The following is a 24,836-nucleotide window of genomic DNA, read 5'->3' on the forward strand; positions in this document are numbered from 1 at the left end:
GTGTTTCCCTACTAATCAATGCCGAATTCGCTCAGAAGCTCGGCTAGTTCTTTAATCTGCTCGTGTAACTCAGCGTGCTGCTGACGGTTCTCTTCGATTTGCGCCTCGATTGCCTCAATTTCCTCGGGCGTCACATACGGGTTCTTGATCAGCAACGCAACCATCCGCTTCATGCCCTCCATGCTTCTGATCCGCACTCGGTTGACTTCCTTCATCTGCTCGATCAAGGCAAGGATCTCGGCTTTGGTTTTGGGCGGGACATCCATTGAAAAACTCCGTTTCTGCACCGATCGCCGCACGCGTCGACGGCATCGTCGCCTGCGCCAGGTTAAGGTTCGTGGTTCCGCTCCGCTCGCTGCGGGGCCTCGTCACGGGATTAAGTTGGATATTCACAACCACTTAGCACCGCTCGGCGGGCGGTTGGTCACGGGACAGGCGCGAGCAACGCGGACGGCAAAGCGGTATCTACGGTTTTGAGTCCGATTCGGCCCTCATTGCTGTCGCCGTCGTCGCGTTACCGGCGCTTCGGCCGGCCGAACTTCTCTGGCATGTAGAACTGCAGCAAGAGGATCAGCAGCCGATCCGAATGCCGCTCGACGTAGCCGACAACCTTACCTTGGTGGACGATCGGCTCCTTCCAGCCCATCGCTCGACGCCGTGCCTCCTCAAGCAGGCGATCCTGGGCCTCTTCGTGCGCGGAGACGAACGCGAGCCGGTAGGCGCCATCGTTCTGCAGGCGGTGATAGTGCGTCGAGCGCGACGTCATCGAGAGCCGACACGCTTGGCTGACGTTGCCGCACTCGGCGTAGGCGGACAGGAAATCGATCCGCTTGCGACGGATGGTGCGCGGGCTGCACCTGGCGCTTGGCGCACATGCCGCCGCCGGCGACCGATTGTAATTCGTCCAATTTCGGCAACCTGGGAAAGCTGCGATCATTTCGTTACCTCGCTAGTCGGCTGTTGTTCAACGCTCTCTAGGGCGCGCTGCGCGATGCGTAGAAGCTGCGGGCGCGTCGAGGGGTCTCCAACCACCTGCTTGAGGTGGGCGATCGCACAGACGCGATCTTGGGGCTCCATAGGCCATGCCTCGCGGAGAGCGCGTGCGGCGAGCCGCGAATCTGATGGACTGTCGAAGGTCATCGCGACGCCTCCTGCTTCGCCAGGCGACGGCGCAGACGGCCGAACTCGCCGTGATGCGATTTGACGACGTCGATGACGACGCGCACCGCCGCGATCTGCAGGCGCGGCTTGTCATCCGCCCGCGCGGCGGACAGCACAACGTCGCCGATCAGGGCCTCCGACTCCGCCTGCGGAACGGGCCAGTCTTCGCGAACTGCTCGGCGGATCAAGAGCAAGTCGCTTGCGCGAATCTCGGAGCCTTGCCCCCAGCCCCCTCGCAATTGGGGAGCTCGAGCGGTCGCCTCGGCGATATTACGCCGGTGTCGTTTCCGCGAACGTCGCGACTGAAATGGCGAGGCCTTTCGTTTGCCGCCGGAGATTGCCGACGGTGAAGCGGGCTTCGCAGTTCGAATTCTAGCCCTGATGGTCATCGGATTGCACCCGCTTTCGTGGTGTGGGGTGGGCGGCGCCATCGCGTCGGGCGATCGACTCGGCGTGAGCTTGGCCCCGACGGTCGAACTTGATCGGGCGCGGGCAGTCGCTGCCGCGGCGGACGCCGTCGACGCGCGCGAGCAGCGCTTCGATGCGATCGGCCACATTGGGGCCGACCTCTGTCTGCGCTTGGCTCTGTAGACGCTGGTAGGCCTGACCACCACCGTCATCGTCGACACCCCCTAAAGGGGAGTGTCGTCGACGATGGTGGTCGGTACGTTGGTCGACGGCGTTGTCTGCGCTGCTTGTTCTCGTAGACAGTGATTGAGGATGGGGCATTTAGGTTGCCTCGGTAGATGTGAGTTTGATTCCATCGACGGGCGTTTTTCGATTGCCGAGAACGACTTGGCACTCCTCGACGTCGCCTTCGTCGAGCATGGTTTCGCGAACGACTTTCCACCGCCGCTCAGAGACGCCAGAGAGCCGTAGAGCCTTCGTCCACGACAACCCGTCTGGATACTGGACCAGTACGGCGCAAACGGCGGCACGCTCGTTGGAGAGCTTGTTCGACTCCTTCGTGGCCGTAGCTTCCGCCTGCTCAAGCTCGACGTTCTCCTGCGGGTCGCAGAGCTGCAGCTGCCAGATGCGACCTCCGGGATCGCTACGGCGGCCCTCGGTGAGGTTCAGGTGATAACGCGAGCCGAAGCCCGCGGAGCCCTCGGTGCGAAACCAGAGCCAATGCTGGCCCGTGGTAGGCTCCCACTCGCGGCGCCGGCCGAGCATCACGAAGAATCTCGCCCACTGCTGGAAGCCGCTGCCCTGGATGTCATCCATCGTCGGCTCGGCGTAGTAGTCGCCGGCGCGGGGCGTTTTCTTGTTGTGGTGCACCGCGATGATCGAACACCGCTGGCGATCGACGATCTTGCTCAGCGGTAAGAGATGGAGCGCCATCTGCATCAGCTGCGTGTCGTCGACGCCGGCGAAGGCTTGGTAGGTCGGATCGATCCAGACCGCACGCAGGCCGTATTTCTCGATCCAACGCTCAAGCTGATCGCGGCCCTCGGGAGTCGTCAGCAGCGGCATCTCCGTCGAAATGTGCAGATTGTCGATTGCGCTCGGCCAAACGCCCATGTCGGCGCAGATACGCTCATACGATTCGCTGAGCGTGGCGCCACCCGATTCCGCCGAGATGATTCCGCACGGTTGCGGTTCGGGAACTTCATACTGACCAAGGAACGGCCTTCCGGTCGCCAACGCGATCGACGCGGCGACGGCGGTGGTGGTCTTCAGCGACTTAGATTTGGCGGACCAGACGCCTGGCTGAGCCTCGGTCACGACGCCGTCGATCAGGAAGTTTTGGCGATGATCGAGGCGAATGAACTCGGCGAGCGTGTGCGACGGCAGTTCCTCGGTGCCGTTGCCGACGACGCGACGGAAATCGTCGACGAACGCCGAGAGGTCCGTGAACAACTCCGACGCCGATTCACCATTTAGCGCCGCCGCGGCAATGTCACGGGCTTTGAGGTGGATCTGCCGCTTGCGATTCGCCTCTGCGACGAGCTTCGCGTGATATACGGCATTGGCCCCGCTGACGACTGACCGGCCCGTCTCTCCGAGGTAAGCCGTTGCTGATTCGCCTTTGAACTCCGGGCGCTTAGCAAGCTGCTGGCTAACGATAACGATGTCGACAGGCAGGCCGTCGCGCTGCATGTTCACGATAGTGAACATCGCTGCCCGGTGCAGCGGGTGGAAAAACTCGCCAGGGCGAACGTAGCGAAGAACCTCTGCCGCCCGATCTGGTTCGATCAGTACTGACCCGACAGCCTGCTGCTCGGCGTCCAGTGCCCGCGGGAGAATCTCGTGCTGAGTTGCTTGCGCAATCACTGCAGGCCAGCCTCCTGATTGCAGCCGTAGCCTGAAGCGAGCTTCGCGATAGAATCCATCCGTCGGTCTCCGTACCGCCCGGTGCCGCGAACCTTCACGACGCGGTGCCGGGCATCTTTACCCGGCCGGGCAGTGAGTCCTTAGCCGAGCTCGGCGGCTAGGAACGCTTCTTCGCGTGCGTGGTCGGAAGCGGCAACGCTGCTCGCTTGGATTACCGAATCGGTTCCGTTCGCCGCCGCGGTGGTGACGCGCACGAACTCTTCCCACAGCGCATCGGTTGTGTAGTCACGGCCGCCGACTCGGAGCGTGCCGAGTTTCTTGCCGCCGATGCCACGTCTAGCCCAGCGCCAGACTGTAGAAGCAGCCACTCCCTCTCGTTGGGCGAGCTTGGTGAGGGTGATTCGCTTTTCAGTTAGAAGCGCGACCATCGCAGTACCTTTGAAGTTGAGTGAATGACAATCACATCAACTGCAAGGTATTCAGCGAAGCTACAGGCAGTCCAACCTAGGAAGACTGTCCAGAACGCTTAGAACGCCTGTGTCGTAATCCGGTAGTAGCGGGAAGGTTCGTAACGCCATCGCGGCGTGCCTTTCTAATTCTCACCTGCATGCGCTTCGCGGCTGCCTCGTTGCTATCGAAGAATTCGAGTAGCCAGACCATATCGGCAGTTTTGCCATCTCGTTTTGAATCAAGGAGAATGATGCAATCGACTAGGTTCTGGTCTCCTGGAATGCCCCTCGGAAAAAGTTTTTCGCGGAACGCTTGTGGATGCTCAGGAACGCTTAATGAACTAGACGGATCGTCCTGCTGGGCGAGCTGTTTGACTACCGGAGTCGCAGAATCGGATGCGAGATCCCTGGCGTAACGGCGAAGCTCCGTTGGAAATTGCCCCCAGCGCTTCCGCTTCGTAGTTGTCGAGCCTTCAGAAAGGCTCGACAACGCACGGCTTGCGAGTCTTCGCTCGCGAGCGCTAGAACCTATTTGACGTGTCGCCAGCTTCACAGCTCGCGCAGCCGCTAGTTTCACTTCCAAAGAGATATTCAGAATCTCATAGGGCTCATCAGCCCCACGTAACACCTGATCGGGAATAAACTCGTTAGGACCGATCTGAAACGGCCCCAGTTCATGCGGGAGGAACAACGCTCCTCGATACTCCTTGGGCCTGTCGGAATGATCTCCGAAGTCCAATTGTTTGAGCAATGACCAGAGACCTTTCAGTCTCTCCAGGGTCGGAAAGTCGCAGTCTGCGAAATCAAGGTCTCCGTAGTTCAATAACGCTTGAAGCCGCGCAACGAGCAACCCCGCAGCGGTCCGTGTTTGCCACCCGTCGCCGTCACTGATGTCGTCCGCCTCGCCGTTTGCTATCGACTCTAGTAAGTCGGCAAATCTCGAAACCTCGTCGGCAATCCGGGCTGCCTTAACTTCAAAGCTTCGAGTAGCCAGTTCAACCGGCGGGCCTGCCGCGCCTTCCACTTGAGTTAGTATTAGATTGCCGGTTGCCAGTTCCAATTGATTGATTGCGATTTCAAACTCAGCGAATTCGCAGAAATCTAAGTTAACGAGATCCGCGATTGAGTTCACGCGTTTGAAAGAATCCAAGTCTGGCGAGAGAAGTTCCGTGACACAGTCGCGTGCGTAGAACCGCCAAAGGCGCAATGCTGCTAACTGAACTTCTGGTCGGTTCGCATATAGCGTTTGAAGCATTCCTGCGACTTGATCGAGTGGGCGGTCCGAATCGCTGCGCGGATCACGGGACATATAGCATCGACCGATGCTAGCTGGGTTCCCAATTGCTCGCCCGACGCTTGCCGCGTAACGGACTTCTCCCATGGTTTGCGATCCGATGGAGCGGTGAACCGTTCCAGCGTTTTGCCGCAGCGATAATAGCAATTGGCGTGATGCACCAATTATTTGCGGCCAATTGTGTTCTTTCATATTCGCAACACCTCGTAAAAAGCCGGGCCGACCAGCCAATCGCCACGGGGTGTTGCGTCCGCGAACGATCGGCTGGTCTAGCGAGGAGCTACCTCGCGAACCCAGCAAAGAACCAGTTTAACCGATCGCCTTGGCGACTTGGACGCCCTTCTCAAGATCGCGCTCGGCGTAAACCTGGGTGATCGCCGCGGAACTGTGGCCGAGCGTCACTTGCGCCGCCTCCAGCCCGAATTTCTTCCGCACCTCGGTCGCAAACGAGTGCCGCAGCCGGTTTGGCGCCCAACGGTGCGACGACTGCCACGCCTTCAGCTCCTTCAGCTGCTCGGGCGTGAGATCCTTTCGCTTAAGCTTGCCCAACTCGGGATGGGGAAAGGCCTTGTCGCAGGCGCGATTGATCGACCGACGGTACTGGTCGACCTCATATTGCTCGCCTGGCGCCTTTTTCGGCCGGCGTCTCTTGTTGCTCCCCGGCACGTTGCCGCAGCTGAGGGGCGTTTTACGGGCCTCGTGTTTCGCCGCCAGCACCTTAGCCATCGAGTCGCACGGGCGGAAGCAGTTCGTCGACGCCTCCCGCGCGAGGTATCGCAACAGCACGCCCTGCGCTTCGGCGCCGAAGAACACGACGCGGTCGCGGCCGTGGTGCTCGGTCTTATGGGAAGCCGGCCGGTAGAACCAAACTTCGCCGGATCGATCTACGTCGCAGGGGCGGAGGATACAAACCTCCGCGGGACGCATGCCGGTGAGCCGCTGCAGACGTACCATGTCGGCCGTGACTTCCGGCATGAAGGGCAGGGTGGCGTCAACGGTCGCATCGTCAACGGGGAGGATCGGCGGATTCTCGTGAGCCGTCGTGCGTCCTCGGAGCAAACCGGGCACGGACGCGAGCCTCTGGTAAGTCGCCGGCGGCACTAGCTGCTCACTGACGCCCCATTTGAACATGCGCTTGATCCGCGCAACGTGGTCGTTCACGTAGGTGCGGCTGAGGCCGCCTTCGACCATGCGTTGACGAACTGCTTTCAGCGCGAGCGGGCCGAAGTCTGACGCCGGCGTCTTGCCGTACCAGTCGCGGAGATACTTGATTGCCGCTTTGATCGCCGGGACTGTGCCAGTGCACTTCCCGTCTTTGAGGTAGTAGCTCTTTGCGAAGCGAAGGTAGCGGCCGCAGAGAACGATGACGGTGATTGCCTCAACCGCCGGTGCCTGCGCGGAACGGCCTTGAATCAACCACTCGGCGATCAGGCGATCGTAGAACGCTTTGCTCGCGCTCGTGCCGTGCGGGCCGAGGTAGCAGTCGCGGCCATTGAGAGTGACGACCGCTTGGCCGGAAGCTTTGTGCTTGCGGTACTTGGGAAGAGCATCAACGAGACGTGGCATGGTGCGTGTCTCCCATGGTTCAGGGCCTTAAACGGTACATACCGTTTTGACCCGGAGGGAAACGCCGCACTGCCGAACGTCGGCAGGTATCACAAGTCGTTGATTCGGCGGATGTTAGGCGAAGTACCCGCGACTGGATTCGAACCAGTAACCTTCGGCTTCGGAGGCCGACGCGCTATCCAATTGCGCCACGCGGGCTGAGGTCTTTGCTCACCCTCAAGCTGCTTCGCACGCCGCGAGCGGCGAACGCATGGCGTCCAGGCAAGGCTAGTAGCTCTGGGACGCCGTTGGCTTAAGAATCCAATAGCCTACCGCCTCCAGCCCCGGCTGACAACGCCCGCTGGCGCCATCCGAATCGCATTCGCAGACGCAGCCCAAAACTCATCTGCTGCCCGCTACTGCCTACTCGCCGCTATCCCGGCGGCCAATCAAGTTGCCGGCCGCCGAGCAAATGGAAATGAAGATGGTCGACTGATTGCCCGCCGAGTTTGCCGCAGTTGGTGACCACGCGGTACCCGCCCTCGGCAACGCCGAGTTGGCGGGCAAGATTACCGATCACCACCCAAATGTGTCCCATCAGCGCCGCGTCGCCTTCGCCGATGGCATCGACCGACGCGATCTCCTTCTTGGGAATCACCAGCACATGGACCGGCGCCTGGGGCGAGACGTCGCGAAAGGCGATACATTGATCGTCTTCGTAGACGACGTCGGCGGGAATCTCGCGGTCGATGATCCGCTTGAAGATGGTGCTCATGGCAAATGTTCAACCTGGCAGGCTGCGTAGTGAATCAAAATGCTTGCGAGAGCAACTTAAGAAAACGCCCGCAAGTCCACCGCCTCGTCGGGCAGCATTACCGGGATCTCGTCGATGATCGGGTAGAGCAAGTCCCCCGCCTCGCGAATCAACCCGCCGTCGAGCGGCTTCTCAAACGCTTCGCCCGCCGTGTTCTTCAACTGGCCGGCCGCCACCGCGCGGTTCAGCCGCACGACCAGGTCAGCGTCAGCCAACCGCAGCCGCGAGCGGTCTTGCGGGCAGCGAAGGATATCAATCAGGTGGTCGGCGATCATGCGGCACTCGCTAGCGGGGCAGGGGAGTCGTGCGGAACCACATCCCGGCGGCCACTCCTCCGCAACAAAACAACGTATCTTCTCAGACGAATGGAGGAAAAGCCTGCGGCTCGGCCTCGCCCGCATTCTAAACTTCGCGCCCCGCCGCTGCTAGCGTCGCCCTCCGGCCTCTCCTACTGAAGCCCGACAAGCTTCCCGACCGATACCAATAGATAGCTGCGCGGCGATGGACCGCTGCGCACCGAGCAGCCCGCCCAAACGGGCTCGCCAGCGACTTGGCCAAGGATGGCCGAGGGGGGATTCTGTGATTCGCCTGCGCCGTCGTTTTCTCGCTGCCGCCGCACTTGCCGCCACCGCGAGCGCCTCGTCGCTTCATGCCCAGCAGACGACAACCGAAATGGTCGACCGCGATGGCGTCCGCTACGCCGTCACGAAACAGCAAGTCGCCGTTCAAGTGCCGGTCTACGAAAACCGATCGCAAGAGCAAACGACTTACCGGCAGCAAATCACGACGGAGAACGTTCAGCATCAACAGGTCTACCACGTCCCGGTGACGCAGTACCAAGTGGTGACGACGATCCACAACCGTTGGAACCCATTCGCCGAACCCTACGCCACGCATCACTACGAACCGGTGACGACATGGCAACAGCAGGTGGGCACGGTGCAGATCCCTGTGCAACGCGTTTCAGTTGTCCCGGAAACACGCACGGTGCAACAGCAAGTGCCCACGTCGTACAAGACGGTCTACAACACCGTCACCTCCGAGCGGGTCGTCGGCATGACGCCGACCGGCGCGGGGCAGAACACGATGATGGCGTCGTCCCAACCGACGACGTCTCCATGGACCGCATCTTCATCGCAACCGACCGCCGCGGCCACGAGCCCAAGCGCCTCGCTACAACCAGCGATGTCGCCCGCCGCACAACAACCGGCAACCCGCGTCGCTTCAAATCCTTACGGCGGGACGCAGATCACCACCGATCCGCCACGATACGGCAACGCCCAACCTGCAGCGACTTCGGCTTACCAGCCCGCCGCGACTCCGCCGCCAGCTCAAACAGCAACGCAACCTTCGCCGGCTCCGGCGTCGTCGCAGCCCTACTCGCGCTATTAGCCCCGGGCTCCGCCCGGGGGTCGGCATCGATTAGGGGCGACGCTCCACTAAATGGTGCGTCACCCCCGGGCGGAGCCCAGGGCTAGAAGCACGGCCCACTGCCGACCGCCCACTGCCCACTCCTTTGTCATCGAGTAAACTGGTCACTGGCCCACCAGTCAGTACCCCAGGCGCTCCGATGACCTCTCCCCTCGCGCACGCCGCCGCACGCACCGCCTTCGCGCTGCTGGCCACCCTCGCGCCGTTCATTCCCTCACGCGCCGCCGAACCGAAAGCCCCCGCCGTGGATATCCGCTACGAATATGGCCCCGACTCCGTCCGCAAAGAGGGAGTGCCGCAAGGAACGATCACCGAGCACGAGTGGACCGATAGCAAGATATTCCCCGGCACGCTCCGCCGTTACTGGATCTACGTCCCGGCGCAGTACGATCCCGCCAAACCGGCGGCGCTCATGGTCTTCCAAGACGGCCATGCGTACATCCGCGAACGCGGCGAATTCCGCACGCCGATCGTTCTAGACAATCTCATCCACGAAGGTTCGATGCCGGTCACTATCGGCGTCTTCGTCGATCCCGGCACGACGCAACCGGAGCTCCCGCCGAAGCCTGGATGGGAACCAAAGCCCGAAAATCGCGCCGTCGAATACGACACGATGAGCCCCGCCTACGCCGATTTCCTGATCACCGAAATCCTTCCTGAGGTGAAGAACGAATACAACATCACCGACGATCCAGACGGCCACGCCATCGGCGGCATCAGCAGTGGCGGCATCGCGGCGTTTACCGCCGCCTGGGAACGCCCCGACGCCTTCCGCAAAGTCCTCAGCCACGTCGGCAGCTTCACGAACATCCGCGGCGGCGATCGCTACCCGGGTATGATTCGCAAAGGGTACGACAAGCGCCCCATGCGAATCTTCCTGCAGGACGGCAGCCACGATCTCGACAATGCCCACGGCAGTTGGTGGCTCGGCAACCTGCAAATGGACGCGGCGCTGAAGTTCGCGGAGTACGACTACAAGTTCGTCGCGGGCGAAGGCGCCCACAACGGCAACCACGGCGGCGCGATCATGCCTGATTCGCTGCGATGGCTGTGGCGCGATTACAAGTTGCCAGAGTAGAAATCGACCTTCCCAACAAATGCGTGCCACTACTGGGCGGGCCCAGTAGTGGCACACTTGTATGCTGGCTAATCACTCCACCGCGCCTCCGCCTGCTCCGCGCATCACCGGCGCCGAGAGCCCCCAAATACTCCCGCCCGCCGCGGTCACCTTCGGCATGAGGCTCATCGCGACGACAAAGAACCCGAGCGCGAGCGCCGTCAGCAAAATCCCCTGCATCTGCGGCCAAATCGCCGCGGCAAGCGCCACCGCCATGATCGCCGCTCCCGGCGCCACGATGCCGACCATCGCCCGCCAAAAGCCCATCAGCGTCGCCGTCCGCACGCCGATGACAGCGAGTGTCGCCAACCCCGAAGCAACGATCGCCTGCTGCAGCGTGACATACTCCTGAGCGAAGTACATGAGCGGATACGCTCCGGCGAACGTGCCAATCGTTAGCAACAACATCCAGCGATCAAACCGCGGCACCGGCGACGACTGCACGACGAGCCCCACGAGCAGCCCAAACGCTACGACGCTCACCGGCCCAAGCCACGTCAGTTCGCCCAAGCGATCGATCGGCGCAATTCCCAGCACGTCGATGCGCACCGGCCGACCAAACAACAGGCGTGCGTAGTCCCAACGATACATGCTGCTGCCGCCAGAACGCTCAAGGCTCGTCGGCTGCAGCGAAAGTTCCAGCAGTCGCACGTCCGAACCCTTCGCAGTTAGGGCAACTTCGTACTTGTCGAGCAATCCGCCGGGCGCCGACGACAATTCATACAATCCTTTACCGACCGCCGTGTAGGTCACGTCGACTTGCGTCGGTTCCGCAGGCAACTCGCCGCGCCAGACAAGCTTGCCTTCCTGCAACGTGACCTTTTCATTCGCTTGCTCGCCAATCTTGATCGACAGATCGGCAAGCGAAATGATCTGCGGCGGCAACGGCAACACGATCTCACAAGCTCCCTCGCGGTCCGTTGGGCGCGCCGCTTCAATCGTACCGACAAATTTTGCCTCGTAGATTGATTCAGGCGTGGACGTTCCCACGCTCAACTTCGGCGTCAGCGTCACGTCGGCGACGAACGACGCTAGCCGCGCCTGCGGCAACGCTTCCGCAACGGTCGGCGGCGATTCGACCAACGCTCCGGCGGCAGCCGCCCCTGCGTAATAATCCTCCGACACGCCCCCTTTGAGTGACGAGCGTCTGGCCGCACTCCGCGCTGACTGCACGGCTGGCAGCAACAACCCGATGAGAGTCGCGATGATGACGATCACCACCAGCAACTCGACCAGCGTGAACGCATGACCCGATCGACGGCGACCGGCAAGAAACGAGTGAGCAGACATGGCAGCGCTCCGCAGCTAGAGAAGAGAGGAGAATACCGCAAGAAGAGTTCCGCCCGCGAATTCATTCTACGCATGTCCGGAAACGACCCAAGCAAATTGCGGACGCGAAGTTCTCGATTTTTCTCGCCAATTCTTGGCAAGTGCTTGAGCCGTTCGCATGCAGCGTCAACGAACTCCCGCTCATTCTGCAAGACGCCGCTCGGCTCGCTTCTTGTGCAAAATTCTCCCCGTATTTCACGATTCCAAGCTACGACGCTCGCGATACCACTGGAGTTCCCAAATATTCTCCCGATTTTCCTACCAACGACTGAACCGCGCCCGCCCCGCGCGCGACTATCCTACCGAATCAGCCGGAGGAACTTCCCATCGAACGCTCAGTCCAACAAATCCGCGACGAACTGCTCGCGCTACGCTGCCGACGTCGCGATCTGGCCGCTTGGGACGAGCTCGTCGCCAGCTGGAACGACCGACTCCACTACTTCCTCCACCGGCTGATCGACCATGAACACGACGCCGCCAACGTCCTGCAGGAGGTCTGGCTCCACGCCTTCCGCAACATCGGCGGACTGCAACAAGGCGCCCGGCTCGCTCCCTGGCTCTATACGATCGCCCGCCGCTCGGCGATGAACCACTACCGCGGCGTTTACTCACGAAAAGAGGTTCACGCCGATGCTTCGCCAAGCGACAGCCCTGAACCAATCGAACCAACCGACGACGCCTTCCATTTGGAGAACGCCGAACTCATTCACTTCGGCCTCAGTCGACTCGAAGTGCCGCAGCGAGAGTTACTCACTCTCTACTTTCTCGACGACCTCTCCATCGCCGAGATCGCGACCGTCCTCGAAATTCCCCCAGGAACCGTGAAATCGCGACTCGCCGCCGCCCGCCGTGAACTACGCCGCATTCTCGATGAGGAGGCGTCACGCCATGAATAGCACGAACAAAAACAACAGCGACCGACCATTCAGCCAGCGCCTGCTGGCAGTCGAACCGCTACCGTTCGCCTCACGCCAACAACTCCAGCAGGATCTCTCAGCCATGTTCCAACGCGAACTCTCCACTCCCCGTCGCACCTTCTTCGGCGCCGTCGCGATCGGCGGCGTCATCAGCGGCCTCGTTTGTGCGACGCTCGCTCTCACTGAACCCGAGTTGCAGCCGCTGCCGCGCACCGCGCTCGCCGTCGGCTCGCTCTTCGGTATCGCTTGGGCTGTTGTCGCCGCTCGCATTAGCTGGCGCGGCGCCCTCGACCTCAAAGCCGACGCTCGCCGCATCGCCACGATGGCCTGGAGCTTCACCGTGCTGATGATGACCTTCTTCCTGGTCGCCGGCATGTCGGCCCGCGATCCCATGCAAGGCATGCGGATGATCGTCGGCGGACTCCCGCTCCTCATCGGCGCCGGCGTCTACTGGCTCAACTACCGCATCGAAAACGCGGAGCTAAACGCCCAAGAAAAGCTGCTGCAACTCGAACTCCGCCTCGCGACGCTTAGTGAGCAACCGAAACGATAGTCTTTGCGAATGGTGCTACAGCCGCAGCGCGCTCCACGCATACACGATCGTAAAGAGCGTGAACAACACCGTCAGCACCCGCTCGCCCCACCGCAGCCACCACGCGGTGAGATGCTCTTCGACGTCGAACACCCACTGCAGCGATAGCCGGATCCCCCAGAACACGGCGACATAGCCGCAAAAGGCCCGCGCCAGACCACCGCCGGCGGCAAGCTCCGCGGCGTTGAACGTGCTGATGAGGCCGAAGGCGATGATCGACAGCACTACGTAGCCGCCGTACACCCAGTACATTTGCCGCTGCAGCCGCGGCAACGCCTGCAGTTCCTGCCGCCAGTTCAAGCGAATCGGCACGAGCGCCGAAGCCGTCAGAATTCCGAACTGCGCCAGCCCGGCGAAGAAGATCAATTGTGCGAGTGTTTCGGTAGTCATCAGAGTGCTCCCACAGCGTGCATGAAGGGAACGATCACGCGCAACACAAACGGCGGATGAAAGAGCAGGGGGGATGTCGCCAGCAATAGCGTCGCCGCGAACAGCCAACCGCGCCAGCCGGCGCCCAGTCCGCATCGCCGCCCGACGCGACTCCGCTCGACGAGCATCCCCGCCGCTTGAATCAAAAAGAACACGGTCGGCCCGCCGTAACCTCCCGCGGCCGGCCACGACATCACGACGTCGTGCACGACGCCGCTAAACGCGAACCCCGCCACCATCGCCCCCGCAGCGCCGAGGCGCGGCGTCAACGGCCGGAACAGAAACCGATGCGCGAGGTCGCGAAACGCGCGATTCCAACGCCGTCCCCAGAACTCGCTCATACTCGTAGCAGCGATCGGCCAATCCATCAGCGGCGCCGCATCGACGCCCGCACGCCGCCAAGCGCACGAGAGCAAATGAAAGAGGCCAAAGTGCAACATTAGCACGAGGCCGATCATGCCGATCCATCCCGTGAGGTACGGCAGTTCAACGACCGGCGCCAGCCGAGCCAGGCCAAAGAAGATTGTCGCACCGAGCGCCAGCTTGAATGCTGCGAACGACCATTCGCCGCGCGACGGCGCCGCAACTTGCTCGCAACTCTTCGCATCTCGCGGCTCAAGAAAGGCGACGGCATCTAGCCCCGGCCAAGCGACCAGATACCCGAACGAACGTGCCGCACTAACCCGCGGCTGCACCGGCCGCCGCCAGGTGAGCCACTTCGCTCCGAAGTAAATCGCGAAAGCAATTCCCCACATGCAGGCCCAATGCGGCCACGTGGCCGGCGCCAACGCGACGAACGCGATCGGCGCCACAACCATCGGCCCCCACCCACGCCACCGTTCAGCTAGGCCGCGAGCGACGCGCGGCCCACCGCTCACGTTTGCACTCGCCGCAGGCATGGTTTCCGCAACGCTCATCGCTCATTTCCTCGCTCGCCCAACCGCCACGCGGTCCGAGCCGCGTCCTCCCGGAGGGCGTGGCCCTCCGGCTAAGTGGGAAACCGTGATCCCCGCGCGGGATTAACGCGACAAAGCAAGTCAAATCAGCGAAATATCTACGGGCCCACGACGCCCAACTGCATCATCAGCCCCAGCATATCCATGATGATGCGCGTCTCCTTGACCTTTCCCTCGTGCAGCCGATCGATCACCATCCCCCAGACGCTTGCCGGCAGATTGGTCGCCGGAACGCCAAGGAAGATCCCGCGATGGGTTCCCTTCCACACGAACCGCGTCAACACGCGATCGCCGTCGACTAATTGCTCCTCGACGGTCCAATGAATATCGGGGAACGCAACCCGCAACTGCCGCAGCACATCCTGCAAACCCGCTAACCCTGGCCCCTGGCCAGGAAACGGCGCGAGTTCCACCATGTCGTCCCAAAAATAATCGCCCGCGGCGTCGATTCGATTCTTGTTCAACACTTCATCGATGAACTCGCGAACGATCTCTGCATTGTTCCGCATCGCATCCTCCATAGGTCAGGCTTTCAGCCTGGCAGCCCCGTCAAACGGTCTTCCATCTCGCGCGAACTGCCTGCCAGGCTAGAAAGCCTAACCTACGCTGACTCCGCCGCGTGGCGCCAGTCGCCCGCCGATCACCGCTCCCACGATGCTTCCGATCGCGATCGTCGCCCACCACGCAGCGAGGCCCCAACCTTCCGTTAGCCAGAATTCGATGTCCAGCCCACGCGCCTGCCGCGCGGCGTGCCAACCCATCTCCGCGAGCGCGAACGCCAGCACTGCCGCATACGCGCCGTACAGCGCCGCCACGGCGCCGATGAACATTCCCCAGCGATTCGCCGCCACTCGGGCGCCAATCGCTCCGCCGACAGCGCCAATCCCCAAGCAAACGGCGAAAGCGTCGCTAGGCATCGTCTGTTGTTTCACCACCACTAGTGTTGTTTCACCACCACTAGGCACGACGCCACGAGCGCCATGGCACCCAGCAATTCGCGAATGGTAAATCCCCATCCTCGTCGCGACGCCGCAGCTAGCTTCTGTGATCTCCGGCGTCCCGAGCGCACCACGCCCCAAATCAACAGTGGAACCGCCACGAGCGGCGTTCCCAAATAGATAGGCCACGGCGACCAGTGCGACGTCATGTCCCCCGTCGCGACGTCAAACTGAAACCACTCGCCGGAATCAGTTGCCAGTTCGAACCGCCCGCTCGCGTCATCCAGCGCCGCCGCGCGAGCGTGCGGAAATCCAAACCCCAGACAACGGGCGGCGATCATCTTGGAAAAGATACCTTTGACGAGCGTTTCTTCGTTGTAGATCGCCAGCGATTGACCGCGTGAAAAGAATTCAAGCGCATCGCCGCGACTTGAAGCGCTCTGGTCCCAATCGAGGAACGCGACCACTACATGCTCGCCGTCGTTGGAGAGCCAGATATCCTTGCAGATCGTGAGATATGGCATCGGCCAAAGTAACTCCGTCGACCCGTCGTTCCGATAGACGCCGCTCTGCGAGTAGAGCGTCTCTAACCGCTCTTGCCTGTCGAGGCTCTCGTTCCAAATTCGAATCTCGTCCTCATCTAGCGGGCCGTCTTGCTTTGGATCGTAGCGACGGCGATTGACTCGTTCCGCGATCGGGGTGAGCAGCACCAACACATATTCCTGATTTGCAGAAACAACAGTCCGCGTCTTAAAACCATCCAAGTAGGCAAGCGCCTTCGAAGGGCCGCTCGAAATCGCCAGCGCGACGGTCGCCACGAACAGAATCGGATGCCGCGAGTAATCGTTAACCATCAATGCACCGAATGCGTAGGTTTAGGCTCTTAGCCTGATAGCCCCGTCAACCGATCAACTATCCCGCGCGTCCTGCAAGTCAGGCCAGAAAGCCTAACCTACGCGGCTTCTCCATCGAATTGCAATCTCACGCGCGTTTGCTACCTTAACAATCACCCCGCCCGCGCGAGCGTTCCTGCGCTCGCCTATCTGCAACTCCACGGAGATTTCATCATGTCGGTCGTCGATGCCTGGGTCGTTCCGCGTGCGAAGCAACCGATCGTTCGCCAGCAAATCGATCTCGGCCCGATCGGTCCCGAAGAAGTTGAAGTCCAGGTCGAGCACTGCGGCCTTTGCCACTCCGACCTCTCGATGCTCCACAACGAATGGGGCGTCGCTACCTACCCCGCGGTCCTCGGTCATGAAGCGATCGGCACGGTCGTCGCCGTCGGCGAGTTTGCCAAGGGCGTGAAGGTCGGCCAGCGCGTCGGCGTCGGCTGGACGGCTAGCTCGTGCATGCACTGCAAGCCGTGCCTTTCGGGCGATCAACACCTCTGCGCGCAAGCGCTCCCCACGATCGTGAAACATCGCGGCGGCTTCGCCAGTCGCGTCCGCTCGCACTGGGCTTGGGCGATTCCGTTGCCGGAGGGTCTCCCCGCGGCCGAAGCGGGCCCGCTCCTGTGCGGCGGCATCACCGTCTTCAACCCACTCGCCATGCACGCGAAGCCAACCTACCGCGTCGGCATCGTCGGCATCGGCGGCCTCGGCCACATGGGCGTCAAGTTCGCCGCGGCGTACGGTTGCGAAGTTACCGCGTTCACCTCGAGCGAAAGCAAATTTGAAGAAGCCCGCAGCTTCGGCGCTCATCACGTCGTCGCCACGCGCGACCCGGCCGGTCTCCGCAAGATCGCCGGCTCGCTCGACCTGTTGATCACCACGACCAACGTGCCGCTCGACTGGAATCTCATGATCGGCACGCTCGCCCCGAAGGGCCGCCTGCACGTCCTTGGCGCCGTGCTCGAGCCGATCCCCGTCGTCGCCATGTCGCTCATCATGCAGCAGCGCAGCATCTCGGCCTCGCCCACCGGGTCGCCGGTCGACATCGCGACGATGCTCGAATTCGCTGCGCGCCACAACGTGACGCCGACGACCGAGCACATGCCGATGAGCCAGATCAACGAAGCGTTCGAACGGCTCGAAGCCGGCAAGGCCCGTTACCGCATCGTGCTTGATGCCGATTTCTAACTGTAGGGTGGGTGCTCGCACCCACCTTGCCCGTCGAGAATCGCGACGCTTCGTGACACCCCAGCAAGCTCCGCGCAATCGACAACCGCCGACGGCGCGCCGCCTGTAGAAATCGATGCGTCACAGGTGGGTGCGAGCACCGCACCCTACGAGGAGCACTCCATGCCCCCCATCGAAGAAGTCGATTTGCTCGTCCTCGGGAGCGGCGAAGCCGGCAAGTACCTCGCTTGGACGCTCGCGTCGCAGGGCCAGCGCTGTGTCGTCATCGAACGCCGCTTCATCGGCGGCTCTTGCCCGAACATCGCCTGTCTCCCCAGCAAGAACGTCATCCACAGCGCGAAGGTCGCATCGCTCTTCCGCCGCGGCGCCGAGTTCGGCCTGCCCGCCAGCACGCAGCCCGTCGACATGGCGGCCGTCCGCGACCGCAAGCGGCGGATGGTCGACGGTCTCATTGAGATGCACGAGCAGAAGTTCGTCGCCAGCGGCGCCGAGCTCGTAATGGGGAGCGGCAAATTCGTCGCCCCGCGGACGATCGAAGTCGAACTCCACGCCGGCGGCACGCGGACAATCCTCGGGAAGCGCGTCGTCATCAGCACCGGCTCGCGCGCCCGCCTCGACGAGACGCCCGGCCTGCGCGAATCGCAGCCCCTCACCCACATCGAAGCGCTCGAACTCGACCACGTGCCGACGCAGCTCATCATTCTTGGCGGCGGCTACATCGGCCTCGAGTTCGCCCAAGCCTTCCGCCGCATCGGCAGCGAGGTGACGATCATCGAACGCAACGCGACCGTCATTCATCGCGAAGACGACGATGTAACGACGGCGGTGACCGAACTGTTGCAAGACGAGGGCATCGAAGTTCTCGCCAACACCAGCGTCGAGCGTGTCTCAGGAACATCCGGCGCGGAAGTTTCGATCGAGGCAAGCAGTAACGGCGCCACAAGCACGGTCACCGGCACGCACCTCCTCGTCGCCGGGGGCCGCACGCCCAACACCGACGGAATCGGCCTTGAACTTGCCGGCGTCGAACTCGAACCGCACGGCCACGTCCGCGTCGACGAACGCCTACAAACGACGGCCGAAGGCGTTTACGCCGTCGGCGATTGCGCCGGCAGCCCCCACTTCACGCACGTCGCGTTCGACGACTTCCGTGTTCTCCGGGATAACCTCGCCGGCGGCAACCGCGTTACCACTGGCCGGCAAGTTCCCTTCTGCCTCTTCACCGATCCCGAACTCGCCCGCGTCGGCCTCACCGAACGCGAAGCCCGCGAGCAAGGCATCGCTTACCGTCTCGCGAAACTCCCGATGGTCGCGGTGCTGCGCACGCGCACGCTCTCCGAAACGCGCGGCTTCATCAAAGCGCTTATCGAACCTGAGGGGCAGGGCGACCGCATCCTCGGAATCACCGCCTTTGGCTCCGACGCCGGCGAACTCCTCCCCCCCGTGCAAGTCGCGATGTCCGCCGGATTGCCCTACACGGCGCTCCGGGATGCGATCTTCACGCACCCCACGATGGGCGAGGGCCTCGGCGGGCTGTTCTCGGCAGTGCACTGAGTTCCGCATCTTCTCGGGCCCTGTGCTTCAGGACGCACCTTTTTCTCCAATCAGCGCTCTACCCAACTCTTGGCACTCCCTGAGGATATCCGCGGGAACTGTCGTTTGCGGCGTTATTAGCATTCGAGACGTAATGTCCTGCCAGGTATGCGACTTTAGCGATTCTCGAAACAAACGGTGAATTGGCGACTCAATGCATAACACGGAGTCGATTGCCAGATTTAGCAATTCTGGATCGTACTTGTTGATCGACGCCGAAAGCAGCAATAGAGCAATGGCGAAGTAAGGCCGCTCCCAATCCGCGAGAACTCGAAACTTAAATCGCCACGCAAAGAATCGTAGTGCGGCGACGGACGTCTCATGACCTAGTACATGGCACTGTCGACGAGTTGGATGATCGTTGAGTCTTCTCCGTGGAAGTACCCCTCATTTACAGGCTCAGCCCCCGCACGAATCAGCGCAGTGCACGCAAACAAACGCATCCAATGTCCGCGTGCGCCTACCGCTCCTGGCTTATGGGTCGGGTCTTCTGGTTCAGACCATCGAATGAGTTCCAAAACCTCTCTGGGCTCCCACTCCATTGGTGCGAGAATTTCGCCTGCCTTGATTCTCCGAAGAGCCATGAAGTGAACCTTGGCATCCATGCCGTAGTCGGCCTCGGAGATTTCCCGCAGCATCGAATTGTCAACGTGCTGACATGCCAGCGAAAACAGCGGGCTATCGTCTGGATTGAGTCGTTCGATGAGATCGAGAGACATATGAGTGTCGGATTACCAAGCTCCCAGCTCTGGTCGAGCGAGACGTGCGAAGCAATAACGTGGTAGGTGCAAGCCCCAGCAAGATGATCGGGCCTAACAACCTCACGCAATCTTCACCGCCGCCCCGCTCTTCGCCGCCTCGTAAATCGCGGTGATAATCTTCACGTCCTGCAGTCCCTCGGCCCCCGGCGTCTTTGGAGTCTTATCGTCGAGCACGCACTGGGCCATGTGGTCCATCTCCAGCGCGAAGTGATTTCCCGGCGTGATCTCCAGCCCGTTTCCTTGGCGGTCTTCCCCCTGCCACAGCCGGTTTCCTTGATACGACAAGTACGGCTCCGACTGAATTTGCCCCTTCGTGCCGTACACACGGAAGCGATTGCACCCGTAACCGTAGGACGAGACGCACGAACCAACGGCGCCCGACTTGAACTTCAGATCAAACGCCACGGTCTCTTCGACTTCCTTAAATCGCGGATCGTTTGGCGTCGAGTAGCTGATCGCCGTCACTTCCACCGGTTCTTCGCCCGATAGGTAGCGGGCTGCCTGCAGCGCGTAGATGCCGATGTCCATCATCGAGCCGCCGCCCGCCAGTTTACGGTTGAGCCGCCACTGCTTCGGATCGCCAATATTAAAACCGCCCTCGGCCGTCACTTGCTTGATGACGCTCACCGCCTCGGGCGAACGGGCTAATTCGATCGCCCGTTGCGTCACCGGCTCGTACTGCAATCGGTAGGCGATCATCAGCTTGCGGGCCGCCTTCTCGCACGCGTCGATCATCGCCGCGCACTCGGCCGGCGTGTTCGCCATCGGCTTCTCGCACAGCACATGCTTCCCCGCCTGGGCGCCGCGGATTGTGTACTCGGCATGCATGCCGTTGGGCAGCACGATGTACACAACGTCGATCGCCGGGTTGTTTTTGATCGTGTCGTAGTTCTCGTAGTTGTAAATGTTCTTCGGATCGATGCCGTACTTGGCGGCTTGCTCCTTCGCCTTCTCGGGGTGCCCGCTCACCAGGGCGACCGGCCGCGCGTATTCGCACTTGGCGAACGCCGGCAGCAGCTGCTCCATCGATAACTTTCCAATTCCCACGAGCGCGAAGCCGACCGTCTTCTTCGGCTCCGCCGCGCTCGCTCGGGCCAGGACAGCGCTGCTCCCCAACGCGATGGCCGAACTAGCCAGAAACGTCCGTCGCGATACCGATCCAAATTCAAATGCCATGGGAGTTCCTTCGTAGTGAATGAGATGGCCCTATTAAACCAACCATCGCCACCCGTGACCACGACTCCCTCTAGCCCCGGGCTCCGCCCGGGGGTCGCCCTCTATTTCGCTAGACGCCGTGGCGCGCAACCTCACCCCCAGGCGAAGCCCGGGGCTAAACGTGCAACGACCATCGATGTCCATTCCATGACAGACACCGCAGCAGGCGCAGCTTGAAGCGAAACCCAATGAACGAGCGCCGCCGCGATTCTCTGGTCATTGCTCAACCAGCGAATTCTGCTCAGATGGAGCTCGGCGCGCGAATATTCGCTGCAATCCCTTTACCTGCACGTTCGGCGCAGGAATTGCTAACGATGGCACGCATCCGCTGAAATATCATTGGATTAGCCATGACACCAGAACTCGACCCACCCGCGCTCGCCACCGGCATTCCCGGCCTAAATGATATCCTGCGCGGCGGGTTCCCCGCCGACTGCGTCTACATGGTGGCAGGCACCCCTGGCACGGGAAAGACCACGCTGGCTCTCCAATTCCTCCTGGAAGGGGTGAAGAAGGGCGAGTCGTGCTTGTACATCACGCTTTCCGAAACGCGCCGCGAAATCGAAAAAGTCGCCCGCAGCCATGGTTGGGACCTCAGTGGCTTGAACATTTGCGAGCTGATTCCCACCGAAGGAAATCTCTCCATCGACGCGCAACTCACCGTCTTCAACCCTTCAGAGTTTGAACTCGGCGAGACGACCGAAGCGATGATCGCCGAAGTCAAACGCTGCTCTCCCAAGCGGCTCGTCCTCGACTCGCTTTCCGAGCTTCGCCTCGTCGCGCAAAACTCGCTCCGCTACCGCCGACAGATCTTGGCCATCAAGCAATATCTAGCCAGCCGCGACTGCACCGTGTTAATGCTCGACGACTGCACCGGCTCCGCCACAGACGATCAGCTGGAAAGCATCGCGCACGGCGTGATCAACTTGGAACACTTAGCCAACCAATATGGCGCCGAGCGCCGGCGGCTGCGGGTCGTCAAACTGCGCGGCGTCTCGTTCCGCGGCGGTTACCACGACTTTACGATTCGCAAGGGAGGCCTCGACGTCTTCCCCCGGCTGGTGGCGGCGGAGCACCACATCGAGTTCGACGATCAGGACTTGCCGAGCGAAATCCCCGCCCTCGATGCACTTCTCTGCGGCGGACTCCCGGCGGGCACGAGCACGCTAATGCTCGGTCCCGCTGGTACCGGAAAATCGACCATCGCCACCAAATTTGCCATGGCAGCCGTCGAACGCGGCGATCGCGCCGTGATGTTCGTCTTCGATGAGAATATCGGCACCTTCCGCTTACGGTCGCGGAAGCTCGATATCGGCGTCGAGCCGTTCATGGCGAGCGGCATGCTCTCCGTCCAGCAAATTGATCCCGCCGAATTGTCGTCAGGCGAGTTCTGCACGATCGTTCGTCGCGCCGTGGAAGGCCACAATGGCAGCGTCCCCGCCAAGGTGATCATCATCGACAGCCTCAACGGCTATCTCAATGCGATGCCGGAAGAGAAGTTCCTCACCGCGCAACTCCATGAGCTCCTATCATTCCTAGGTCAGAATGGAGTCGTCACGATCATGACCGTGACGCAAGCCGGCATGATCGGTGCGATGCACTCGCCCGTCGACACCACCTACTTAGCAGACAACGTCATTCTGTTCCGCTTCTTTGAATCGCGCGGCGAGGTCCGCCGCGCAATTTCCGTCGTCAAGAAGCGAAGCGGTAAGCACGAGCTCACCATCCGTGAGCTAGAGATCAACGACCGCGGTATTCAAATCGGCGAACCGCTCACCGGTTTCCAGGGCATTCTAACGGGAGTGCCGACCTTTCTCGGCAAACCGTCCGATCTCATCAAGCAGGACCGTCATGGAGAATAGCCAGCCTGCTTGTGAATCTCGCGTACTCCTCCTCCCGCCAACGAGGCGCGACGCCGAGGCGATTGGAAAATTATTGCATAGCGCCGCGATCGAGTACGCAACGTGCGCGTCAGTCGCCGCGCTCTGCGAAGAACTCGCCGCCGGCGCGGCTGCGATTGTCGTCTCCGAAGAATCACTCATCAGCAATGACCGCATCCTCGCCGACTGCTTAGCTTCGCAGCCAGTGTGGAGCGACTTACCAATCATCGTGCTTTCGCGCGCCGGGGTGGAATCAATCTCCCTGGGACGTATCGTTAAGTCACTCGGCAACGTTAGCGTGCTCGAACGTCCCGTTCGCGTCTCAACGTTCCTCAGCGTCGTCAACTCGGCCCTCCGTGCCCGCGATCGTCAGTCCCAAGTCCGCGATCACCTGATCAGCCTCGACCGCATCGCCGCCGAACTCCGCGAAAGCCGCGTTCAGCACGAAATGATCGTCCGCGGCGCCAACATCGGCATTTGGAGCTGCCCCCTGCCGCTCGCAAGCCTGCACTGGGACGACGCGGTGAAGGCCCACTTCCATCTCGCGCCCGACGCTGAAGTGACGATCGAACTCTTCTTCGAACGCCTTCACCCCGACGATCGCGAACGTACGGAAAATGCGATCGCCGCCAGCATCGACGGGCAATTGGCGTATGACATCGACTTCCGCACCGTCTCGCCGGACCGCCGCCGGACGAAGTGGATCCGCGCGATGGGCCGCGGCTTTTACGCCGAAGACGGCACGCCGACGCGCTTCGACGGCATCACGATCGACGTCACCGATCGCAAGCTCGTCGAACTCGATCGCGAACGACTGCTCGATTCCGAACGCGCCGCCCGCAGCGAGCTCGAACGTGCGAACCAAATGAAGGACGAGTTCCTCGCCACGCTCTCGCACGAACTCCGCAACCCGCTCAACGCGATCCTCGGCTGGGCGCAAATCCTCCGCAGCGGACAGCTCCCCCCCGCCGAAACAGCTGAGGGAATCGAGATCATCGAGCGCAACGCACGCTCGCAAGCGCAAATCATCGAAGACTTGCTCGACATGAGCCGGATCATTTCGGGCAAGATCCGCCTCGACGTGCAGCGCGTCGATCTTGCCGCTGTCGTCCGCGCCGCGATTGAAACGATCAAACCTGCCGCCGACGCGAAGGGAATTCGCCTCCGCGCCGCGCTCGACCCACTCGCCGGCCCAATCTCCGGCGATCCGAATCGACTGCAGCAAGTCTTTTGGAACTTGCTCAGCAACGCCGTGAAGTTCACGCCGCGCGACGGCAACGTGCAGATCTTGCTCGAACGAGTCAACTCACATCTCGAGATCAGCGTCATCGACAGCGGCGAAGGGATCGAACCGCAGTTCTTGCCGCATGTCTTCGACCGCTTCCGTCAGGCCGATGCGACGACGACGCGCATGCACGGCGGCCTGGGCCTCGGACTCGCCATCGTGCGGCAACTCGTCGAACTCCACGGCGGTTCGGTCCGCGCGAAAAGCGCCGGCCACGGCGCTGGAGCTACCTTCATCGTCCATTTGCCGCTCAGTGCCGTCATCTCAGATCACAACGCGACGCGCGAACGCCGCCACCCCGCGTCGCCCAGCCTGCCGACCCCTGTCGAGGCCTGCGCAGAAATGGCGGGCGTTACCGTGGTCGTTGTCGACGACGAACCCGACGCCCGTGCGTTGTTGCGCCGCTTGCTCGAAGACTGCGATGCCAAAGTCTTCGACGCCGCCTGCGCCGCCGACGCACTGCAACTCGTCCAGACGGAGCGCCCCGACGTTCTCGTCAGCGACATCGGCATGCCAAGCGAAGATGGCTACTCGCTCATCCGCCGCATCCGCGAACTCCCGGCAGAGCAGGGGGGCGCCACGCCGGCCGTCGCCCTCACCGCCTACGCCCGCGCCGACGACCGCGTGAACGTCGTTCTCGCCGGCTTCCAGCACCACCTCTCAAAGCCCGTCGAGCCGGCGGAACTCATCGCGATCGTCGCCAGCCTAGCGCGAAGAATCTAGCCCCGGGCTCCGCCCGGGGGTCGGTATCCACGCCGCTGAACGTCGCGGCTCGCAA

The 24,836-nt window shown here is 61.9% G+C and carries 27 protein-coding genes and 1 tRNA gene; 9 read left to right on the plus strand and 19 right to left on the minus strand.

Features of this window, described 5'->3' with window-relative positions:
- Positions 1 to 11: 11 nt before the first annotated feature.
- The 3 genes from ACQY7R_RS10670 to ACQY7R_RS10680 form a co-directional block, all read right to left on the minus strand.
- On the minus strand, positions 12 to 266 hold the full coding sequence (locus ACQY7R_RS10670; protein ID WP_428305590.1) for a hypothetical protein: 255 nt from the start codon (positions 264 to 266) through the stop codon (positions 12 to 14).
- A gap of 248 nt (positions 267 to 514) precedes the next feature.
- The gene (locus ACQY7R_RS10675) at positions 515 to 937 is read right to left on the minus strand and encodes a hypothetical protein (protein ID WP_428305591.1); all 423 of its coding nucleotides are present in this window, start codon (positions 935 to 937) and stop codon (positions 515 to 517) included.
- 199 nt (positions 938 to 1,136) lie between these two features.
- On the minus strand, positions 1,137 to 1,349 hold the full coding sequence (locus ACQY7R_RS10680) for a hypothetical protein (RefSeq protein WP_428305592.1): 213 nt from the start codon (positions 1,347 to 1,349) through the stop codon (positions 1,137 to 1,139).
- A 193-nt stretch (positions 1,350 to 1,542) separates the two neighbouring features.
- On the opposite strand from ACQY7R_RS10680, the gene ACQY7R_RS10685 reads away from it, so the two are divergent.
- Entirely contained in the window at positions 1,543 to 1,752 is a 210-nt protein-coding gene (locus tag ACQY7R_RS10685; protein ID WP_428305593.1) for a hypothetical protein, read from the plus strand.
- 138 nt (positions 1,753 to 1,890) lie between these two features.
- Here the strand turns inward: ACQY7R_RS10685 and ACQY7R_RS10690 are convergent, their stop codons facing one another.
- From ACQY7R_RS10690 to ACQY7R_RS10720, 7 genes are all read right to left on the minus strand, one after another.
- A complete protein-coding gene (locus tag ACQY7R_RS10690) occupies positions 1,891 to 3,435 on the minus strand; it encodes an AAA family ATPase (protein ID WP_428305594.1) in 1,545 nt (514 codons plus the stop codon).
- A gap of 140 nt (positions 3,436 to 3,575) precedes the next feature.
- Positions 3,576 to 3,863 (minus strand): DUF1580 domain-containing protein, encoded by a 288-nt coding sequence (locus ACQY7R_RS10695; protein ID WP_428305595.1) that lies wholly within the window; start codon positions 3,861 to 3,863, stop codon positions 3,576 to 3,578.
- Between the two features lie 76 nt (positions 3,864 to 3,939).
- A complete protein-coding gene (locus ACQY7R_RS10700; RefSeq protein WP_428305596.1) occupies positions 3,940 to 5,139 on the minus strand; it encodes a hypothetical protein in 1,200 nt (399 codons plus the stop codon).
- 348 nt (positions 5,140 to 5,487) lie between these two features.
- A complete protein-coding gene (locus tag ACQY7R_RS10705) occupies positions 5,488 to 6,744 on the minus strand; it encodes a tyrosine-type recombinase/integrase (protein ID WP_428305597.1) in 1,257 nt (418 codons plus the stop codon).
- Positions 6,745 to 6,868: 124 nt separating this feature from the next.
- Positions 6,869 to 6,942: transfer RNA gene (locus ACQY7R_RS10710), tRNA-Arg, on the minus strand.
- Positions 6,943 to 7,156: 214 nt separating this feature from the next.
- On the minus strand, positions 7,157 to 7,498 hold the full coding sequence (locus tag ACQY7R_RS10715; protein ID WP_428305598.1) for a histidine triad nucleotide-binding protein: 342 nt from the start codon (positions 7,496 to 7,498) through the stop codon (positions 7,157 to 7,159).
- A gap of 56 nt (positions 7,499 to 7,554) precedes the next feature.
- Positions 7,555 to 7,812 (minus strand): Trm112 family protein, encoded by a 258-nt coding sequence (locus tag ACQY7R_RS10720; protein ID WP_428305599.1) that lies wholly within the window; start codon positions 7,810 to 7,812, stop codon positions 7,555 to 7,557.
- Between the two features lie 304 nt (positions 7,813 to 8,116).
- Here ACQY7R_RS10720 and ACQY7R_RS10725 point away from each other — a divergent pair, with 304 nt between their 5' ends.
- Both ACQY7R_RS10725 and ACQY7R_RS10730 read left to right on the plus strand, forming a co-directional pair.
- Positions 8,117 to 8,929 carry a hypothetical protein gene (locus ACQY7R_RS10725; protein WP_428305600.1) on the plus strand — a complete coding sequence of 271 codons (813 nt, stop codon included), beginning with the start codon at positions 8,117 to 8,119 and terminating at the stop codon, positions 8,927 to 8,929.
- Positions 8,930 to 9,107: 178 nt separating this feature from the next.
- Positions 9,108 to 10,046, plus strand: coding sequence for an alpha/beta hydrolase (locus ACQY7R_RS10730; protein ID WP_428305601.1), 939 nt, complete (start codon positions 9,108 to 9,110; stop codon positions 10,044 to 10,046).
- Positions 10,047 to 10,118: 72 nt separating this feature from the next.
- Here ACQY7R_RS10730 and ACQY7R_RS10735 read toward each other — a convergent pair whose 3' ends face one another.
- Together ACQY7R_RS10735 and ACQY7R_RS10740 are read right to left on the minus strand one after the other, a co-directional pair.
- Positions 10,119 to 11,375: a type II secretion system protein gene (locus tag ACQY7R_RS10735; protein ID WP_428305602.1), complete on the minus strand. Its 1,257-nt coding sequence runs from the start codon at positions 11,373 to 11,375 to the stop codon at positions 10,119 to 10,121.
- Positions 11,376 to 11,782: 407 nt separating this feature from the next.
- On the minus strand, positions 11,783 to 11,950 hold the full coding sequence (locus ACQY7R_RS10740; protein WP_428305603.1) for a hypothetical protein: 168 nt from the start codon (positions 11,948 to 11,950) through the stop codon (positions 11,783 to 11,785).
- Here ACQY7R_RS10740 and ACQY7R_RS10745 point away from each other — a divergent pair.
- Entirely contained in the window at positions 11,870 to 12,310 is a 441-nt protein-coding gene (locus tag ACQY7R_RS10745) for an RNA polymerase sigma factor (protein WP_428308889.1), read from the plus strand. The genes ACQY7R_RS10740 and ACQY7R_RS10745 overlap by 81 nt on opposite strands.
- The gene (locus ACQY7R_RS10750) at positions 12,303 to 12,884 is read left to right on the plus strand and encodes a hypothetical protein (RefSeq protein WP_428305604.1); all 582 of its coding nucleotides are present in this window, start codon (positions 12,303 to 12,305) and stop codon (positions 12,882 to 12,884) included. The genes ACQY7R_RS10745 and ACQY7R_RS10750 overlap by 8 nt, the downstream gene beginning before the upstream one ends.
- 15 nt (positions 12,885 to 12,899) lie before the next feature.
- Here the strand turns inward: ACQY7R_RS10750 and ACQY7R_RS10755 are convergent, their stop codons facing one another.
- The 5 genes from ACQY7R_RS10755 to ACQY7R_RS10775 all read right to left on the minus strand — a co-directional run bounded on the left by ACQY7R_RS10755 (position 12,900) and on the right by ACQY7R_RS10775 (position 16,100).
- The gene (locus ACQY7R_RS10755) at positions 12,900 to 13,313 is read right to left on the minus strand and encodes a hypothetical protein (protein WP_428305605.1); all 414 of its coding nucleotides are present in this window, start codon (positions 13,311 to 13,313) and stop codon (positions 12,900 to 12,902) included.
- On the minus strand, positions 13,313 to 14,269 hold the full coding sequence (locus ACQY7R_RS10760; RefSeq protein WP_428305606.1) for an MBOAT family protein: 957 nt from the start codon (positions 14,267 to 14,269) through the stop codon (positions 13,313 to 13,315). Before ACQY7R_RS10760 ends, ACQY7R_RS10755 begins: the two co-directional genes overlap by 1 nt.
- 137 nt (positions 14,270 to 14,406) lie before the next feature.
- Positions 14,407 to 14,817, minus strand: a complete 411-nt coding sequence (locus ACQY7R_RS10765) for an ester cyclase (protein WP_428305607.1) — start codon at positions 14,815 to 14,817, stop codon at positions 14,407 to 14,409.
- An 87-nt stretch (positions 14,818 to 14,904) separates the two neighbouring features.
- On the minus strand, positions 14,905 to 15,225 hold the full coding sequence (locus ACQY7R_RS10770) for a hypothetical protein (RefSeq protein WP_428305608.1): 321 nt from the start codon (positions 15,223 to 15,225) through the stop codon (positions 14,905 to 14,907).
- Positions 15,226 to 15,245: 20 nt separating this feature from the next.
- Positions 15,246 to 16,100, minus strand: coding sequence for a hypothetical protein (locus ACQY7R_RS10775; protein ID WP_428305609.1), 855 nt, complete (start codon positions 16,098 to 16,100; stop codon positions 15,246 to 15,248).
- A gap of 213 nt (positions 16,101 to 16,313) precedes the next feature.
- Here ACQY7R_RS10775 and ahr point away from each other — a divergent pair, with 213 nt between their 5' ends.
- A complete protein-coding gene (gene ahr / locus ACQY7R_RS10780) occupies positions 16,314 to 17,324 on the plus strand; it encodes an NADPH-dependent aldehyde reductase Ahr (RefSeq protein WP_428305610.1) in 1,011 nt (336 codons plus the stop codon).
- Positions 17,325 to 17,486: 162 nt separating this feature from the next.
- Positions 17,487 to 18,878 carry a dihydrolipoyl dehydrogenase family protein gene (locus tag ACQY7R_RS10785; RefSeq protein ID WP_428305611.1) on the plus strand — a complete coding sequence of 464 codons (1,392 nt, stop codon included), beginning with the start codon at positions 17,487 to 17,489 and terminating at the stop codon, positions 18,876 to 18,878.
- 365 nt (positions 18,879 to 19,243) lie between these two features.
- Here ACQY7R_RS10785 and ACQY7R_RS10790 read toward each other — a convergent pair whose 3' ends face one another.
- Entirely contained in the window at positions 19,244 to 19,636 is a 393-nt protein-coding gene (locus ACQY7R_RS10790) for a hypothetical protein (protein WP_428305612.1), read from the minus strand.
- 102 nt (positions 19,637 to 19,738) lie between these two features.
- Positions 19,739 to 20,854 carry a Gfo/Idh/MocA family protein gene (locus ACQY7R_RS10795; RefSeq protein ID WP_428305613.1) on the minus strand — a complete coding sequence of 372 codons (1,116 nt, stop codon included), beginning with the start codon at positions 20,852 to 20,854 and terminating at the stop codon, positions 19,739 to 19,741.
- A gap of 389 nt (positions 20,855 to 21,243) precedes the next feature.
- Here ACQY7R_RS10795 and ACQY7R_RS10800 point away from each other — a divergent pair, with 389 nt between their 5' ends.
- Positions 21,244 to 22,755 carry an ATPase domain-containing protein gene (locus ACQY7R_RS10800; protein ID WP_428305614.1) on the plus strand — a complete coding sequence of 504 codons (1,512 nt, stop codon included), beginning with the start codon at positions 21,244 to 21,246 and terminating at the stop codon, positions 22,753 to 22,755.
- Positions 22,756 to 22,828: 73 nt separating this feature from the next.
- Positions 22,829 to 24,781, plus strand: coding sequence for an ATP-binding protein (locus ACQY7R_RS10805; RefSeq protein WP_428305615.1), 1,953 nt, complete (start codon positions 22,829 to 22,831; stop codon positions 24,779 to 24,781).
- The last annotated feature ends 55 nt before the right edge of the window (positions 24,782 to 24,836 follow it).

Origin of the sequence: Lacipirellula sp. (assembly GCF_965279485.1) — a bacterium.
Lineage (GTDB): Bacteria > Planctomycetota > Planctomycetia > Pirellulales > Lacipirellulaceae > Lacipirellula.

What these genes read in the sequence shown, in the direction of transcription:
- ACQY7R_RS10670 (WP_428305590.1), bottom strand. Translation starts at nt 266, where the DNA reads ATGGATGTCCCGCCCAAAACCAAAGCCGAGATCCTTGCCTTGATCGAG.
- ACQY7R_RS10675 (WP_428305591.1), bottom strand. Translation starts at nt 937, where the DNA reads ATGATCGCAGCTTTCCCAGGTTGCCGAAATTGGACGAATTACAATCGG.
- ACQY7R_RS10685 (WP_428305593.1), top strand. Translation starts at nt 1,543, where the DNA reads ATGGTCATCGGATTGCACCCGCTTTCGTGGTGTGGGGTGGGCGGCGCC.
- ACQY7R_RS10695 (WP_428305595.1), bottom strand. Translation starts at nt 3,863, where the DNA reads ATGGTCGCGCTTCTAACTGAAAAGCGAATCACCCTCACCAAGCTCGCC.
- ACQY7R_RS10700 (WP_428305596.1), bottom strand. Translation starts at nt 5,139, where the DNA reads ATGCTTCAAACGCTATATGCGAACCGACCAGAAGTTCAGTTAGCAGCA.
- ACQY7R_RS10705 (WP_428305597.1), bottom strand. Translation starts at nt 6,744, where the DNA reads ATGCCACGTCTCGTTGATGCTCTTCCCAAGTACCGCAAGCACAAAGCT.
- ACQY7R_RS10715 (WP_428305598.1), bottom strand. Translation starts at nt 7,498, where the DNA reads ATGAGCACCATCTTCAAGCGGATCATCGACCGCGAGATTCCCGCCGAC.
- ACQY7R_RS10720 (WP_428305599.1), bottom strand. Translation starts at nt 7,812, where the DNA reads ATGATCGCCGACCACCTGATTGATATCCTTCGCTGCCCGCAAGACCGC.
- ACQY7R_RS10730 (WP_428305601.1), top strand. Translation starts at nt 9,108, where the DNA reads ATGACCTCTCCCCTCGCGCACGCCGCCGCACGCACCGCCTTCGCGCTG.
- ACQY7R_RS10735 (WP_428305602.1), bottom strand. Translation starts at nt 11,375, where the DNA reads ATGTCTGCTCACTCGTTTCTTGCCGGTCGCCGTCGATCGGGTCATGCG.
- ACQY7R_RS10750 (WP_428305604.1), top strand. Translation starts at nt 12,303, where the DNA reads ATGAATAGCACGAACAAAAACAACAGCGACCGACCATTCAGCCAGCGC.
- ACQY7R_RS10755 (WP_428305605.1), bottom strand. Translation starts at nt 13,313, where the DNA reads ATGACTACCGAAACACTCGCACAATTGATCTTCTTCGCCGGGCTGGCG.
- ACQY7R_RS10760 (WP_428305606.1), bottom strand. Translation starts at nt 14,269, where the DNA reads ATGAGCGTTGCGGAAACCATGCCTGCGGCGAGTGCAAACGTGAGCGGT.
- ACQY7R_RS10765 (WP_428305607.1), bottom strand. Translation starts at nt 14,817, where the DNA reads ATGCGGAACAATGCAGAGATCGTTCGCGAGTTCATCGATGAAGTGTTG.
- ACQY7R_RS10770 (WP_428305608.1), bottom strand. Translation starts at nt 15,225, where the DNA reads ATGCCTAGCGACGCTTTCGCCGTTTGCTTGGGGATTGGCGCTGTCGGC.
- ACQY7R_RS10775 (WP_428305609.1), bottom strand. Translation starts at nt 16,100, where the DNA reads ATGGTTAACGATTACTCGCGGCATCCGATTCTGTTCGTGGCGACCGTC.
- ahr (WP_428305610.1), top strand. Translation starts at nt 16,314, where the DNA reads ATGTCGGTCGTCGATGCCTGGGTCGTTCCGCGTGCGAAGCAACCGATC.
- ACQY7R_RS10785 (WP_428305611.1), top strand. Translation starts at nt 17,487, where the DNA reads ATGCCCCCCATCGAAGAAGTCGATTTGCTCGTCCTCGGGAGCGGCGAA.
- ACQY7R_RS10790 (WP_428305612.1), bottom strand. Translation starts at nt 19,636, where the DNA reads ATGTCTCTCGATCTCATCGAACGACTCAATCCAGACGATAGCCCGCTG.
- ACQY7R_RS10795 (WP_428305613.1), bottom strand. Translation starts at nt 20,854, where the DNA reads ATGGCATTTGAATTTGGATCGGTATCGCGACGGACGTTTCTGGCTAGT.
- ACQY7R_RS10800 (WP_428305614.1), top strand. Translation starts at nt 21,244, where the DNA reads ATGACACCAGAACTCGACCCACCCGCGCTCGCCACCGGCATTCCCGGC.